The sequence below is a fragment of the Flexivirga lutea genome (genome assembly GCF_054778955.1).
This window is the reverse complement of sequence record NZ_BAAGZB010000002.1, coordinates 993,787-1,008,063: the sequence shown is the minus strand read 5'-3', so window position 1 is coordinate 1,008,063 and position 14,277 is coordinate 993,787. Positions and strand designations below refer to the sequence as shown.

The following is a 14,277-nucleotide window of genomic DNA, read 5'->3' as shown; positions in this document are numbered from 1 at the left end:
CCGATGATCGCGACGGATCGTGCCCGGGTCAGCCGAGGAGCCGCTGGCGCAGCGCTTCGTGCAGGACGATCGATCCCGCGGTCGCGGCGTTGAGCGAGCTGGCCGAACCCACCATCGGGATGCTGATGAGCTGATCACTCGCTTCCCGCCAGGCACGGCTCATGCCGCGGGTTTCGTTGCCGATCACGATCACCGACGGCGCCGCGAGGTCAATGCGCCGCAGCTCCGTCTCACCGCCCTCGTCGGTGCCGAAAACGGTGAGCGACAGGCCGGTGCGGCGTTGTCCATCGATCCAGCGGAGCACCTCGTCCGCGGAGGGAACACGCACCGTCGGCACCGCGAACAGGGATCCGGTCGAGGCACGAACGGCGCGCGGATCATACGGATCGGCAGCGTGTCCGGCGACGACCAGGCCGGTGCCGCCGAAGGCATCCACCGAGCGGATCAGCGTGCCGATGTTGCCCGGGCCGGACGGTCGGTCGAAGACCACGATCAACGGAGTCCGCCCCGGCAGCAGCAACCGGTCCAGCTCGTCCGCCGGCATGCGGACGATCGCGATCAGCTCCGGCGGCTCCTCGGCATCGCGTTCCGCGAGCTCGGCCAGCAACTCCGGCGGCAGCTCGTAGCGCGTGCCCGGCGCCGTGCGCCATACATCGTCCGCCCACCGGCTCGGGCGAGCGCCCACCGGTCGCAGCACCGTGGAGAAATCCCACTTGTGCTCCAGCGCAAGGGTGATCGGCCGCACGCCCTGCACCACGAACTCACCTGCCCGGTGCCGCTTGGTGCGGTTGGTCAGCAGCGCCTGCCACTGCTGGAAGGTCGCGTTGCGGCTCAGGACCCGTTGCACCACTTGCCCATCATGCACGACCTACGCGTCAGTCGGGCGACGGCCAGACGCTGACCGATCCGCGGTCGAGACGCACCCATGCCGTGTCGCCGACGGCCGGGCCGCCGCCGTCCGAGATCAGTTGGTGCGCCTGCAGTTGCAACCCCTGCGGCCACTCGAGCTCGACACGCAACTCACTGCCCAGGTCGGCCACGTCGGTGATCGACACGCGGTGGTCCCCGGTGTCGCCGAGCACCACGCGCTCGGGCCGCACGCACCAGGTGACCGGAGTGCCCGGTGGCAGCGTCGCGCACGTGTCGATCCGCACCCCGCCGGTCACCATCACTCCGCCGGCGCTCATCACACCGCGGCGCACATTGGTCAGCCCGAGCAGCCGGGCGACCTGCGGACTCGCCGGCGCGTCGAAGACCTCCCGCACGGTGCCGGCCTGGGCCACCCGCCCGTCCGCGATGACCACCAGCTCGTCGGCGAGCATGGCCGCCTCCTGCGGGTCGTGGGTCACCAGCACGGTCGCCAGCGCATCACGGCGCTGGAGCGATCGCAGCAACGCCGTGAGCTCCTGGCGCACCGGATAGTCCAACGCCGAGAACGGCTCGTCCAGCAACAGCAGCCGTGGCGACCCCGCGAGCGCCGCTGCCAGCACGACCCGCTGCCGCTGACCACCGGACAGTTCCTGCGGCAACCGGTCCTGCAACCCGTCGAGCTGGAGGCGTTCGAGCCACCACGCGGCCACGCCCGGGTCGGCGCGGACGCCGAACGTCGCCTGCTGCCACGTGGTCCGGTCCGGGAAGAGCCCGTGCTGCTGCGGCACGTACCCGAGCCGCCGCTGCTCCACGGCGGTCCCGTCGAGCTCCACCCCGCCCAGCCGGACGGTGCCGACGCCGGGTCCGAGCAGTCCGGCGAGCGATCGCAGCAGCATCGACTTGCCCGCCCCGGACGCACCCAGCACGGCGATACGCGGACTGCGCGCCGCGTGCGCCACCTGGAGGTGGAAGCCCCCGATCCGGGTGTCGATGTCGAAGGAGACCGGCTGGACGGGAGCAGCGACGGGCCGCGCCGGCGCCACCGACGGGGCCAACCGGCGCATCCTGTCCCGGACGACCCGCGGCAGCCGAAACGTCGCCAGCAGCAGCACGATCGCCGCCACGGCCAGTGCGATCGCGGTCGGCGCCTGCGTGGTCGGTATGCCGGTCGAGGAGAACTGCACATAGGTGAAGACCGGCAGCGTGTAGGGGTGGTAGGCGAGCAGCACCGTGGCGCCGTACTCACCGAGCGCGCGCAGCCAGGTCAGCAGCAGCCCCGCGCGTATGGCGGGGGCGGCGATCCGCAGATCGACCCGGACGAAGCGGGACAGCGGCCGGTGACCCAGGGTCGCGGCCACGTCCTCCAGCTGCGGGTCGATCGCCTCGAACGCCGACCGCGCCGCGATGATCAGGAACGGTGCCGCGACGAAGGTCTGCGCGATCACCACGCCGGCGATCGACTCGGTGAGCCGGCCGCCGAAGCGTTCGCCCAGCCACGTGTAGGGGCCGACGACGTAGACCAGCACGATGCCGCTCATCACCGGCGGCAGCGCGAGCGGCAACTGGACCAGCACACCGACCACCCGGCGCAGCGGACCGTGTGAGTGCGCCATCCAGTGCGCCAGCGGTATGCCGAGCAGGGTGACGATGGTCGCGCTGATGGTGGCGCTGATGGCGGAGGTGCGTGCGGCGTCCAGCAGTCCGGACTCGCCGAACCCGCGGTTGTCCGAGCCCGCGAGCCGGATCAGGAAGGCGACGAGCGGGACCGCGAGGTAGAGGGCGAGCAACGCCCCGAGCAACGGGAGCGGCCCGCTTCGCCGGCGACTCACGTGCCGGGCAAGACCTTGCGGACCGCAGCCGGCACATCGGAGCCGGTCACGGTGGGCGGGGACACCAGCTCGAAGCCGTCCTTCTGCAGGACGGCACGCCCCTTGGGCCCCAGCAGGTGGGCGAGGAACGCCTCCGCGCCGGCTTGGTTCGGAGCATCCTTGACCACAGTCGCAGTGTAGGTCGCCTCAAGCTGCTGGCCGGTCAGCTGCACCATCGGTATGCCGGCGATCTTCGCCTCGCTCGAATAGAAGAACGCCGCGTCCAACTGGCCGGACTGGAGGTCGGCGACGAGCGCCTCCTCCGGGAAGATCGTCTTCTCGTTCGAGGCGATGTCAAGCAGCTTGGGGTGCTCCTTGCCGGCCGCGAGCAGGGCCTTGTGCGCGAGCTTGCCCTTGGGATCGGCGTTCGGGTCGGTGCTGCCGATCCGGAAGCCGGGCAGGGTGATCACGTCGTACCAGGGTCCGGCCTTGATCTTGGCGGCGAACCTGCTCTTCTTGGTGTAGCCGAGCACGAGGGGCGACGTCGCGTAGGTGATGAACCACTTCACCCAGTCGCCGTTCTTCGCCCCCATCAGCTCCGCGTCCGCGTCCGGGCTGGCGCTGACGAAGACGTCGGCCTTGCGCACCTTGCCCTCGATCTGGGCCGCGAGCGCCGTCGAGCCGGCCGAGAAGCCGGCGAACGTGTATCCGGTCTCCTTCTCGTATGCCGGGCCGAGTTGCCGCTCCATCAGCGTGACCAGCGAGCCGGCGTAGAGCACGTTGACCGTCCCGGATCCCGTCGCGGCTGCGGATCCGTCGCCTCCTGATCCGGATCCGCCGCCGGACGACGAGCCGCCGCCGGAGGAGGAGCCGCAGGCGGCGAGTGCCGAAACACCACCGACGAGTCCGAGGGTCAGTAGGGCACGACGCGGGAGACCAGTCATACCCACCGAACCTACCAACGATCTAGTCTCAGTGTGACTAGTCCACGCACAGTGCGGCGAGGAAATCGAGCACCGCCTGCGTCGAACTCAGCCGCCACAGCGCGAGGGTGTGGTCGAAGCTGCCGGACTCGGTGGCCCGCACCGCCGCCCGCAACTCCGTCAGCCGCGCGGCGAAGACCGTGCGTTGCGCGGCGATCAGCGTGCCGGCATCGCGGCCCGCGCGATCCAGCAGCGCCAGCTTCAGCAGCAGCTCCGACCGTGCGTCCCGCGGCCGCCGCACCGGCGCATCGAGCCAGCGGTCCAGCGTGCCGCGACCGCGGGCGGTGAGCTGGACGATGGTCCGGTCGGGGCCGGGCCCGTCGGTCTCCACGCCGACCGGCTGCACCAGGCCGGCATCAGCCAGCCGACCCAGCTCCCGGTAGACGACGGCGCGCTGCACCCGCCATACCCGGCCCAATGCGCCGTCGGCGGCAAAGACGGCCGCCACCGCGAAGCCATGGGTCGGCGCCTCGGCCACCACCCCGAGCACACCGAGGCCGGCGGTGCTGATCGCGCCCGCGTCACCGGCGCGGGCGGCAGGTTTGCTCGGCATGTCTCGAGGGTACGTATGCCGACAAAGATGTGTGCCCCACGGCCTCGGCAAGTTACCGATGTATTTCGCCTGCCTCGCGAATTACCAGGCGCAGCAACGACATACGCGGTCCGATGTGATGAAAAGATGTCCCGGTGACACCTCTCGCCCACGCCGGTCAGGCCGCCTCCCGATCCGGTGACGACGTCCAGGACGTGCACCAAGGTCGCCGACACGACCTCGCGGTCGCCGCGCTGCACACGTGGAGCGAATACGGCTACTCCCACGTGTCGGTCCGCAACATCGCACGGCGCACTCGCTTCTCGCACGGCATGGTGCACTACTACTTCCGCAGCAAGGACGCGCTCGTCGCCGAGTGTGTGCGGATCATCCAGGAGTCACACATCTTCGGGGCCGACGTGTCCGCTGCGGGCGATGTCCCCGCCGTCTCGCGCATCGTCGCCGACGCCATCTGCGACAGCCTGCGCACCCACCGCCGGTTGCACCGCATCCGCTTCGACCTGCGTAACCAGAGCCAGTTCGAGCGCGAGCTGCGCGGCTACGCCCTCGAGGTCGAGCACGCGCATGACGTTGCCGTGCAAGCGATCCGGCGCCGTTACGAGACGCTGGGCTGGACGTTCGACCCGCCCTTCGAGCTGCTGGCGATCCAGGTCGACGCACTGCGCGAGCGCGCCGTGCGCGCCGACCTGCTGGGTGACGACCTGCCGGTGGCCGTCACCCAGCTGCGCACCGACCTGTTGCGGGTGCTGCCCGGATAGCTCAGCTCGTCGGGATGGCGCCCGGCAACTGGTCGCGGGTCAGCTCGCCGGCGCGTGACCTGGCCATGACGTCGCGCGCCTTGTCGGTGGAGTCCCACACGTTCCACAACAGCACGCCCTGCACCACGCCCTCGTCCAGGTAGTAGACGACCGCGGCACTCTTGTCGTCCTTCCAGTCCTCGACCGTGTCCAGCCTGGAGTCCAGTCGGCCGACCGCTTCATAGCCGAAGTCGAACAGGTCGGACCAGAAGATCGGCGTGTAGTCGTACGCCTCGTCGGCGCCGGCCATGTTGCGGCCCGCTTGCTTGCCCATCGCCTCGGCGTTGTCGACGTGCTCCACGCGGCGCCGGCCGAGGAGCGGGTCGTCGTAGTTGGCCACGTCGCCGGCGGCATACACGTCGGTGGCGGAGGTGCGCAGGCGGTCGTCGACCACGACGCCGTTGTCGGTGCCGATGCCGGCCGCCTCGGCGAGCTGCGCGTTGGGGGTGACGCCGATGCCGACGACGACCGCACCCGCCTCCACGGAGCTGCCGTCGCCGACCTGTATGGCGACGCTGTCGTCGGCCAGCTTGCCGTCGGCCACCGTCTCACCGGGGAGCAACCGGACGCCGCGGTCGGTGAAGTCCTGGGTGATCATCTCGGCGATCGACGTCGGGAAGAGACGCTGCTGGACCAGGTCATCGTCGAAGATCATGGTGACCTTCGCGCCGTTCTGGGCGAGGGCCGAGGTGATCTCGGCACCGATGTAGCCGCCGCCGACCGTCGTGACCGGGGTGTCCTTGCCGGCCAGGTCGCGCAGCCGCCGGTAGTCGGCAGCGGTGCGGTAGTAGATGACCCGGTCGGTGTCGGGCAGGTCGAGGGTGCGGGGGCTGGAGCCGGTGGCGAGCAGCAGCTTGCCGTAGGTGACGGTGGCGCCGCCCTGCACCGTGACGGTGTGCGCGCCGGGGTCGATCGCGGTCACCGGGCTGGAGGTCTGCAGGTCGGCCTGTTGCCCGTCGAGCAACCGGCTCTGCTCGAGGGTGGCGTCCTCGTCGAGCCAGAGCTTCTTGGACAGGTCGGGGCGGTAGACCGGACCGTCGGGTTCGGCACCGAGCACGAGCACCGAGCCGTTCTCGTCGAGCTCCCGGATGCCGCCCACCGCGGCCGCGGCCGCGACGCCTCCGCCCACGATCACGTAGTCGTAGTTCTTGCCGTCGAGATCTGCCATGACTCTCCTCGCATCGCTTGCGTCCGCATTGCTGCGCGGTCCTCCTGATCGTATGACGCCAGCAGTCACCGGGGGCAGGGGCGCGGACAGTGGGGCCCTATTCCCGATATCTGCTGTGAATTTTCTTACCGCACAATGGAATCCAGCGGTTTTGCGGCATACCTGAGCAGGTCTATCGTCTGTCCCATGCCGACAACAACACCTGCACTGTCCGTCGCTGCGGCCGGAGAAAGCTTCGCGCCGATCAACCTCGAGCGTCGCGACCTGGGCGAGAACGACATCCGCATCGACATCCAGTGGGCAGGCATCTGCCACAGCGACATACACACCATCCGTGAGGAGTGGGGCGCTGCGCACTTCCCGCTCACACCCGGCCACGAGATCGCCGGTGTGGTCAGCGAAGTGGGCTCCGGCGTCACCCGGCACAAGGTCGGCGAGCGCGTCGGCGTCGGCTGCCTGGTCGACTCGTGCGGTGAGTGCGAGCAGTGCAAGAACGGCTTCGAGCAGTTCTGCGAGCCCGGCTCGGTCGGCACCTACAACAGCGAGGGGTATGACGGCGAGATCACCCAGGGCGGCTACGCCCAGCAGGTCGTGGTCTCCGAGCGTTTCGTGTGCCGCATCCCGGACGGCATCGACCTGGACGTCGCGGCGCCGCTGCTGTGCGCGGGCATCACCACCTATTCGCCGCTGAAGCGGTGGGGCGCCCGCCCCGGCGCGACCGTCGGCGTCATCGGCATGGGCGGCCTCGGGCATCTGGGCGTGAAGATCGCCGTCGCTCTGGGCGCGGAGGTCGTCGTGCTGTCCCGCACCACCGCGAAGTCGGCGGACGCCGCGGAATTCGGGGCGGTCGACCACCTGGCCACCTCGGACCCGGCCGTCTTCCAGGACAACGCCGGCCGCTTCGACCTGATCCTCAACACGGTCAGCGCCGACCTGCCCATGGAGGACTACCTGCGGTTGCTGAAGCCGAACGGCGCGCTCGTCTCGGTCGGTCTGCCCAACCAGCCCTACGAAATCACCCCGGGCAGCCTGATCGGCGGCAACAAGGTCGTCGCCGGCTCGATGATCGGCGGCATCCCGGAAACCCAGGAGATGCTGGACTTCTGCGCCGAGCACGGCATCGGTGCCACGATCGAGCGGATCGACGCCGGCCAGGTGGACGAGGCCTACGACAAGGTCGTCGCCGGCGACGTGCGCTACCGCTACGTGATCGACACCTCCACCATCAGGCCGTCGTAACCGGTCTCGATACGTCACTCGCCGAGCGGCTCGCTCCTACTCGGCCGACGTAGGGTCGATGATCGTCATACCGGCGGGCGTGGCGGTCTCCATGGCCGGCAGCAGCTGCGCAGCCTGGTCGAGTCCGACGACGCGCTCGACCAGGTCCTGCGGAGCCAGCGCGCCGGAGGCGATCAGTGCGAGCATCTCGGGGTAGTCCGCGGCCGCCATGCCGTGGCTGCCGAGCAGGTCCAGCTCCCAGGCGATGACGCGGGCCATCGGCACTCGCGGATGACCCTCCACCGGTGGCAGCAAACCGACCTGCACGTGCCGGCCGCGCCGGCGCAGGCTGAGGATCGAGTCGGCGCAGGCCTGTTCGGTGCCGACCGCGTCGATCGCGACGTGACTGCCGCCGGTCACCTGGTGTACCTGCGCCGGTATGTCGCCTCCGCCCGCCACCAGCACGTGGTCCGCGCCGCATGCGGTGGCCTTCGCCAGGGCGCCCTCGTGGCGGTCGACGGCGACGACCTGCGCGCCGAGCGCTTTCGCGATCAGCACGGCGGACAGCCCGACGCCCCCGGCGCCGACGACCGTCACCCATTCACCGGCCTGCAGCCGCGCCCGGCCGACCAATGCGCGGTATGCCGTCGCGAAACGACACCCCAGGCTCGCGGCCGCCGCGAAGGACACGTCGTCCGGCAACGCGACGAGGTTGGTGTCGGCGGCGTGCAGGGCGACATACTCCGCGAACGAGCCCCAGTGGGTGAAGCCGGGTTGCTGCTGGTCCGGGCAGACCTGCGCGTTGCCGGCCATACACCACTCGCAGTGGCCGCAACCCTCGACGAACGGCACGGTGACACGGTCGCCGATCCGCCAATTGCGCACTCCTGCACCGATTGCGGTCACCACGCCGGCGAGCTCGTGACCGGGCACGTGTGGCAGTGCGATGTCGTCGTGGCCGGCCCAGGCGTGCCAGTCGCTGCGGCAGAGGCCGGTCGCGCGCACCTGCACCACCACGCCGCCGTCGGGGGCGACCGGCTCCGGCGCCTCGCGCACCGTGAGCGGCCCGGCGATCTGCTCCATCAGTACGGCGCGCATGGGCTCGAGTATGCCGAGCCGCGCGCTGCGGCGGGCCGCTCAGTCCTCGGCGTCGAGGTCGTCGTCGGGCTCTTGGTCGTCCGGGCCCTGCCGGCGGCCGCGGGTCAGCACGATCAGCGCTGCGCCACCGACGCCGACGATCGCAATGACGACGATCGCGACGATGGCTGCGGTCGGCGTCCCGCCGCCGCTCGACCCGGCCTTCGGCGCCGCGGCGGCCGTGGACGCCGCAGCGGACCCGGCGCTGGAGGAGCCGGTGCATGCCTTGGGGGACGCGATGCCCGTCGCGGCGGCAGCTCCGGCCTTCGGCCGGTAGGTGAAGGACAGGCTGTCGGAGACCGGGTGGCCGTCCGCCGACACGATCCGCCACGTGACGGTGTATTTCCCGGCTCCGCCGAGCGCGACCGGGACCACGACGGTCCGGTCGGTGACCGTGCCACAGCCGGCCTCGTAGTAGCGCCCGTCCGGCCCCTTGACGGTCAGCTGCGGGGGCGCCGGCCGGCTGAGCACGATGTCGTTGAACTCCAGCGACACCTGCTGCGGCGCCGTGGTGATGGTGCTGTTCGGCTTCGGCGTGCTGCCGACCAGGTAGTCGTGCGCCTGCGCCGCCGGTATGACGCCGAAGACCGCCGACACGAACGCGACCGCGGCGATGAGGCCGCGGCGCCACGTCATACCGGCCCGGGCGGCCGTCACCGGGATCGCCGCGTCACGGCATACAGCGCGGCGAGCAGCGCCACGACACCCACGGCCAGGCCGGCGACACCGAACCAGACACCGCTGTCGGAGGAGGAATCGTCCGCCGGGTGCGGTGCGGCCGCCACCGAGGGAGCGTTCGACGGGGAGGCCTGGCTCGCGGCGGCGCCGATCGTGAGCACCGGTGCGGGGTGCTCCGGCTCCCGCGAGCCCGGCTTCGTCGGGTCGACCCACTTGACGACCGAGCCGTCCGAATAGGTCTGGATGGCCTTGAAACTCACCGACGGCACGTCGGGCACCACACCGACCGACACCGGGAACTGCTGGAACTGACCGGCTTTGATGCCGGCGTCCTTGCCCGCGGTCCAGACGATCTTGGTCGGCGCCTCGGTGATCGTGCCGTCCTCGGTCTTGACCGGCTGGGCCAGCTTGGAGGTGGTGATCGTGGTGGTCCAGCCGGAAACCGGCTGGTAGGAGACCGAGGTGAACGGGTGCTCGGTCGGCAGGTCGACCTCGATCCGGGTGGTCGAGGCGTCGGCCTTCTCGGTGGGCACCTTGAAGACGAGGGTGGCGTAGGAGCCGGCTTCGGCGGTGTCCGGGTTGACGGTGACGTGCGCCTGCGCAGCCACCGGGACGGCCAGCAGCAGCCCCGCGGTGGCGAGAGTGGCAGCGGTACGTCGGAGGCTGGCGGAGCGCAGAGTCGTGGTCACGGCGTTGACTCTACAAGTTGTAGAACACGGGCTGCTGGCCGGCATCAGCGGAATGCCGATTCGCCGGTCAACGCCTGGCCGATGATCAGCTGGTGCACCTCGCTGGTGCCCTCGTAGGTCAGCACCGATTCCAGGTTGTTGGCGTGCCGCATCACCGGGAACTCCAGAGTGATGCCGGCGGCGCCCAGGATGGTGCGGCATTCGCGCGCGATGCCGATGGCCTCGCGCACGTTGTTCAGCTTGCCGAGCGAGACCTGTTCGGGCCGGATCGTTCCCGCGTCCTTCAGCCGGCCGAGCTGCAGCGCGAGCAGCATGCCCTTGCCGAGCTCCAGGGACATGTCCGCCAGCTTCGCCTGGGTGAGCTGGTATGACGACAACGACCTGTCGTAGATCTGCCGGTCCGCGGCATACGCGATGGTGGCCTCGAGGCAGTCACGGGCGGCGCCGAGCGCACCGAAGACGATGCCGTAGCGGGCTTCGTCGAGGCAGGTGAGCGGCCCGCGCAGGCCCCGCACCTCCGAGAACGCCGCGCTGCCCGGCAGCCGGACGTCGTCCAGCACCAGCTCGCTGGTGACGGACGCACGCAGCGACAGCTTGTGCTTGACCTTCGGCGCCGAGAACCCAGGCGTGTCGGTCGGCACCACGAATCCCCTGATGTCACGGGAGGTTTCGCCCGTCTGGGCCCAGACGACCGCAACGTCGGCGATGGAGCCGTTGGTGATCCACAGCTTGTTGCCAGTGAGCACCCAGTCGTCGCCGTCGCGGCGGGCGCGGGTGCGCATCCCGGCCGGGTTCGACCCGAAGTCCGGCTCGGTCAGCCCGAAGCAGCCGATCGCCTCACCGGTGGCCATCCGCGGCAGCCACTCCTGCTTGTGCTCCTCGCTGCCCCAGTGGTGGATCGCGAACATCGCCAGCGAACCCTGCACCGACACCAAGGAGCGGACGCCGGAGTCGGCCGCCTCCAGCTCCATGCACGCCAGTCCGTATGCCGTCGCCGAGGTGCCGGCGCAGCCGTAGCCCTCCAGGTGCATACCCAGCACCCCGAGTTCGCCCAGCTGGCGGGCGAGTTCGCGAGCCGGCAGGTCGCCCGCCTCGTACCATTCGGCCAGGTGCGGCTTGATCTTGTCGGTCGCGAACGACCGCACCGCGTCACGCAACTCCCGGTCGTCGTCACCGATGAGCTGGTCGGTGGAGAAGAGTTCCAGCGGTGTCTGCGTCATGTGACCTGATTATGCGCCCTGCCGGAGCCGAGCTCCTGGGTGCCCAGCACCGCGAGCAGATCGAGCTTCTCGCGACAGTCCGAGCCGGGCCGTGGGTGCAGCAGCACCAGGGTGGAACCGTCGACCCCGCTGGTCAGGTGCTCGCACAGCAGGTCCAGCAGGCCCACCTCGGGATGGATCATGCGCTTCTCGTCGGAGCGTCGGACGGCGACCTCGTGGTCGGCCCACAGCTGCGCGAACTGCGAACTCGTCGCCAACAGATCGGCCAGCAGTGCGGCCACTTCCGGGTCGTCCCCGCGACGTCCGACGGTCGCCCGCAGGTCGGCGACGTGGACCCGCGAGTGCGACTCCCAGTCCTCCCGCGGCACGCGCGCCCGCGACGTCTCGTCGGTGAACCAGCGCCAGACATGGCTGCGCTCGCGGCCGGTGAGGTGCTGCTGGTCACCGGAGATCAGCTTCGACATCCGGTTCTGGACCACGACACGTGCCAGGTCGTCCACGACAAAGGCCGGTGTGTCGTCGAGTCGGTCCAGCAGGTAGAGGACGCCCGGGCTGACATGAGCGCCGGTGCGTTGCCGGGCGGGAGGCGTCTGACCGGCGAGGTGGAAGAGGTGATCGCGCTCGTCCTGCGTCATCCGCAACGCACGAGCCAGGGCGCTCAGCACACCCGGCGACGGATGCGGTCCGCGGCGCTGCTCCAGACGCTCGTAGTAGTCGATGGAGATCGAGGCGAGTGCGGCGACCTCGTCGCGCCGCAGCCCCGGCGTGCGACGCCGGCGACCGGCGGGTAGCCCGACCTCCGCCGGATCCAGCCGCTCCCGGCGGCTGCGCAGCAGGTCGGCAAGAGCAACACGATCCATGCCGTCCACGATGCCGCACGCCGCTCGGATCAACCAGGGACTGCCGGTCCCACGGAGCGTCCGTGCCTCGCGGAGTCGCCGGACGTGACCCACGCTGGAGGGCATGACACCCGTGATCAAGACACTCGGAAAGACCGGTCCCACCGTGAGCGCCGTCGGCCTCGGCGCCATGGGGATGTCGGGCGCGTATGGCGCCGCCGACAACAGCGAGAGCATCCGCACGGTGCACGCCGCCCTCGATGCCGGGGTGACGCTCATCGACACCGGCGACTTCTACGGCTTCGGGCACAACGAGATGGTGCTCGGGCGCGCCCTGCGGGATCGCGAGCGCGACTCCTTCGTGCTGAGCGTGAAGTTCGGCGCGATGCGCGAACCGGCCGGTGGATTCACCGGTTTCGACGGACGGCCGGCAGCTGTCGCCAATTCGCTCGGTTACTCACTGACCCGGCTCGGGGTCGATCACCTGGACATCTACCGGCCGGGCCGGCTCGACCCGGACGTGCCGATCGAGGAGACGATCGGCGCGATCGCCGACCAGGTGCAGCGCGGATACGTCCGGCACATCGGCCTGTCCGAGGTCGGCTCGCAGACGATCCGACGCGCAGCGGCGGTGCACCCGATCAGCGACCTGCAGATCGAGTACTCGGTGCTCAGCCGTGGCATCGAGCGGGACATCCTCGACACCTGCCGGGAGCTGGGCATCGGCATCACGGCGTACGGCGTACTGTCGCGCGGCCTCATCGGGACGTCGGGGGCGGAGCACGTCGGGGACGAGCAGCATGCGGCGTGGCCGCGCTTCCGGGGTGAGAACCTCGAGCACAATCTCGGCCTGATCGGTCGCCTCCGGCCCATCGCCGACCGACACGGGCTCACGGTCGCCCAGCTCGCGATCGCCTGGGTCGGCGCGCAGGGCGACGACGTCGTGCCGCTGGTCGGGATGAAACGGGTGTCGCGCGTGCCGGCCGCCCTGGAGGCGGTCGCCGCCTCGTTGAGTGCACCGGATCTGGCCGAGATCGACCGCGCCATACCGGCGGGTGCCGTTGCCGGGAGCCGCTATCCGGAGGCGCTGATGTCCCACCTGGACAGCGAACGCTGATCTGGGCCGGTGGGACGCGCCGGGCGCTCCAGGACGACGGCCGCACCGGGCAGTCATCGGAAAAGGCGGACCCGGCCGGCCCCGGCCGGCTAGGTTTCACTCGCCGTCACAGACTCCGCGCGCGTCCCGCGCGGGTCAGCCGTCTTGTCTCTCCGGGGGTCCGTCAGTCATCTCCGCATTGTCCCGTGTGCAACAGCTCGCCGTCGCCGGCTCCGTCGGTGCCACCATCGCGGCGGTCGCCGTGCTGGGCGCGGCCGGCTCGACCGCCGCACCCGCCGCTGCGTCCCACTCCGGTGGTCCGCGCTGGTATGCCGCGGAGTCCGCGCCCGCGTGGTTGAGCCATGCCGACGCGTCCCGGGACGGAGCGAGCGGCGCGGCGGATGCCTCGTCCGGCTCCAGCGACGACAGCGGATCCGATCCGACGTCGACCGTCATCTCGCCGGCGCCGACGTCGACCGCCACGTCCCCGAGCACCACCCCGTCGAGCACCTCGTCGAGCATTTCGTCGAGCAGCAGTTCATCCAGCACGGACGGGGGCGAGGGCAACCAGGGCTCGGATCCGCAGATCGTCGACATCAGCGCCACGCCGGGGCCGTGCACCCAGGACGACGTCACGGCCAGCCGCTGGTCGACCCGGGTGACCATCACCAACCCGGCGGACGCGGGGCCCCTGGACTACCTGGCCGTGGCGATCAACTTCGCCAACGACAGCGAGGACCTGAACGACTACCCGCACGCCGGCCCGGTCCACCTGGCGGCCGGCGCCACGGGCAGCGTCGTGCTGACCGGCCCGAGCAACTACTTCCCCGACGCGATCGTGGTCGGCGGCGGCATCAGCGCGGATGGTCAGACGGCCCAAGCCATCGGCGAGGTCGACATCTTCGACCAGCAGGACTTCCTCAAGATCGCGAAGGTCTGCGGCTCCATGACGCCGACACCGGACCCGATCGACTCCGACCCCACCGGCGCGGCCACCGAATACCCGGTCGAGACCAAGACCGTGACCGCCACCGTGACGGTCACCCGGACCATGCCCGGCGGCCCGGCGATGACCGAGCCGCCGACCCCGTCGCCGGTCACCACCCGACTGGGCGTCACCGGCTGACGGCATACGGGCCGCCCGGCGTCAGCGAGCGGTACGCCGCGGGTGCTGCTGGCCCGACCGGCCAGGGCCCGGCACCGGCTCGCCCGCCGGTATGG

Annotated in this window: 15 protein-coding genes; 4 read left to right on the top strand and 11 right to left on the bottom strand. The window is 70.6% G+C overall.

The features are described 5' to 3' along the window. Positions 1 to 28: 28 nt before the first annotated feature. Genes ACYVBN_RS11205 through ACYVBN_RS11190 form a run of 4 tightly spaced genes read right to left on the bottom strand, consistent with a single transcriptional unit; the run spans position 29 to position 4,214 of the window. Positions 29 to 850: an RNA methyltransferase gene (locus tag ACYVBN_RS11205; protein ID WP_460600581.1), complete on the bottom strand. Its 822-nt coding sequence runs from the start codon at positions 848 to 850 to the stop codon at positions 29 to 31. A 25-nt stretch (positions 851 to 875) separates the two neighbouring features. Continuing rightward, positions 876 to 2,699 (bottom strand): ABC transporter ATP-binding protein/permease, encoded by a 1,824-nt coding sequence (locus ACYVBN_RS11200; protein WP_460600580.1) that lies wholly within the window; start codon positions 2,697 to 2,699, stop codon positions 876 to 878. Beyond that, complete coding sequence (locus ACYVBN_RS11195; RefSeq protein WP_460600579.1) at positions 2,696 to 3,622, bottom strand: extracellular solute-binding protein; 927 nt, start codon at positions 3,620 to 3,622, stop codon at positions 2,696 to 2,698. The genes ACYVBN_RS11200 and ACYVBN_RS11195 overlap by 4 nt, the downstream gene beginning before the upstream one ends. 37 nt (positions 3,623 to 3,659) lie before the next feature. After that, positions 3,660 to 4,214 (bottom strand): PadR family transcriptional regulator, encoded by a 555-nt coding sequence (locus ACYVBN_RS11190; RefSeq protein WP_460600578.1) that lies wholly within the window; start codon positions 4,212 to 4,214, stop codon positions 3,660 to 3,662. Between the two features lie 134 nt (positions 4,215 to 4,348). Here ACYVBN_RS11190 and ACYVBN_RS11185 point away from each other — a divergent pair, with 134 nt between their 5' ends. Further along, complete coding sequence (locus ACYVBN_RS11185; RefSeq protein ID WP_460600577.1) at positions 4,349 to 4,972, top strand: TetR/AcrR family transcriptional regulator; 624 nt, start codon at positions 4,349 to 4,351, stop codon at positions 4,970 to 4,972. A 1-nt stretch (position 4,973) separates the two neighbouring features. On the opposite strand, the gene ACYVBN_RS11180 is transcribed toward ACYVBN_RS11185, so the two are convergent. Beyond that, on the bottom strand, positions 4,974 to 6,179 hold the full coding sequence (locus ACYVBN_RS11180; protein ID WP_460600576.1) for an NAD(P)/FAD-dependent oxidoreductase: 1,206 nt from the start codon (positions 6,177 to 6,179) through the stop codon (positions 4,974 to 4,976). Between the two features lie 186 nt (positions 6,180 to 6,365). Between ACYVBN_RS11180 and ACYVBN_RS11175 the strand changes: the two genes are divergently transcribed. Next, positions 6,366 to 7,418 carry an NAD(P)-dependent alcohol dehydrogenase gene (locus ACYVBN_RS11175; RefSeq protein WP_460600575.1) on the top strand — a complete coding sequence of 351 codons (1,053 nt, stop codon included), beginning with the start codon at positions 6,366 to 6,368 and terminating at the stop codon, positions 7,416 to 7,418. 36 nt (positions 7,419 to 7,454) lie between these two features. Here the strand turns inward: ACYVBN_RS11175 and ACYVBN_RS11170 are convergent, their stop codons facing one another. Genes ACYVBN_RS11170 through ACYVBN_RS11150 form a run of 5 tightly spaced genes read right to left on the bottom strand, consistent with a single transcriptional unit; the run spans position 7,455 to position 11,981 of the window. Beyond that, on the bottom strand, positions 7,455 to 8,495 hold the full coding sequence (locus ACYVBN_RS11170; RefSeq protein WP_460600574.1) for an MDR/zinc-dependent alcohol dehydrogenase-like family protein: 1,041 nt from the start codon (positions 8,493 to 8,495) through the stop codon (positions 7,455 to 7,457). 39 nt (positions 8,496 to 8,534) lie between these two features. Further along, entirely contained in the window at positions 8,535 to 9,191 is a 657-nt protein-coding gene (locus ACYVBN_RS11165) for a copper resistance CopC family protein (protein ID WP_460600573.1), read from the bottom strand. Beyond that, entirely contained in the window at positions 9,188 to 9,901 is a 714-nt protein-coding gene (locus ACYVBN_RS11160; protein ID WP_460600572.1) for a YcnI family copper-binding membrane protein, read from the bottom strand. Before ACYVBN_RS11160 ends, ACYVBN_RS11165 begins: the two co-directional genes overlap by 4 nt. A gap of 44 nt (positions 9,902 to 9,945) precedes the next feature. Beyond that, positions 9,946 to 11,121: an acyl-CoA dehydrogenase family protein gene (locus tag ACYVBN_RS11155; protein WP_460600571.1), complete on the bottom strand. Its 1,176-nt coding sequence runs from the start codon at positions 11,119 to 11,121 to the stop codon at positions 9,946 to 9,948. After that, positions 11,118 to 11,981 (bottom strand): helix-turn-helix transcriptional regulator, encoded by an 864-nt coding sequence (locus ACYVBN_RS11150; RefSeq protein WP_460600570.1) that lies wholly within the window; start codon positions 11,979 to 11,981, stop codon positions 11,118 to 11,120. The genes ACYVBN_RS11155 and ACYVBN_RS11150 overlap by 4 nt, the downstream gene beginning before the upstream one ends. A 103-nt stretch (positions 11,982 to 12,084) precedes the next feature. On the opposite strand from ACYVBN_RS11150, the gene ACYVBN_RS11145 reads away from it, so the two are divergent. Next, the gene (locus tag ACYVBN_RS11145) at positions 12,085 to 13,077 is read left to right on the top strand and encodes an aldo-keto reductase family protein (RefSeq protein WP_460600569.1); all 993 of its coding nucleotides are present in this window, start codon (positions 12,085 to 12,087) and stop codon (positions 13,075 to 13,077) included. A 135-nt stretch (positions 13,078 to 13,212) separates the two neighbouring features. Here the strand turns inward: ACYVBN_RS11145 and ACYVBN_RS11140 are convergent, their stop codons facing one another. Continuing rightward, positions 13,213 to 13,722, bottom strand: a complete 510-nt coding sequence (locus ACYVBN_RS11140; RefSeq protein WP_460600568.1) for a hypothetical protein — start codon at positions 13,720 to 13,722, stop codon at positions 13,213 to 13,215. Here ACYVBN_RS11140 and ACYVBN_RS11135 point away from each other — a divergent pair. Next, positions 13,715 to 14,182 (top strand): hypothetical protein, encoded by a 468-nt coding sequence (locus tag ACYVBN_RS11135; protein WP_460600567.1) that lies wholly within the window; start codon positions 13,715 to 13,717, stop codon positions 14,180 to 14,182. The genes ACYVBN_RS11140 and ACYVBN_RS11135 overlap by 8 nt on opposite strands. Positions 14,183 to 14,277: the final 95 nt, after the last annotated feature.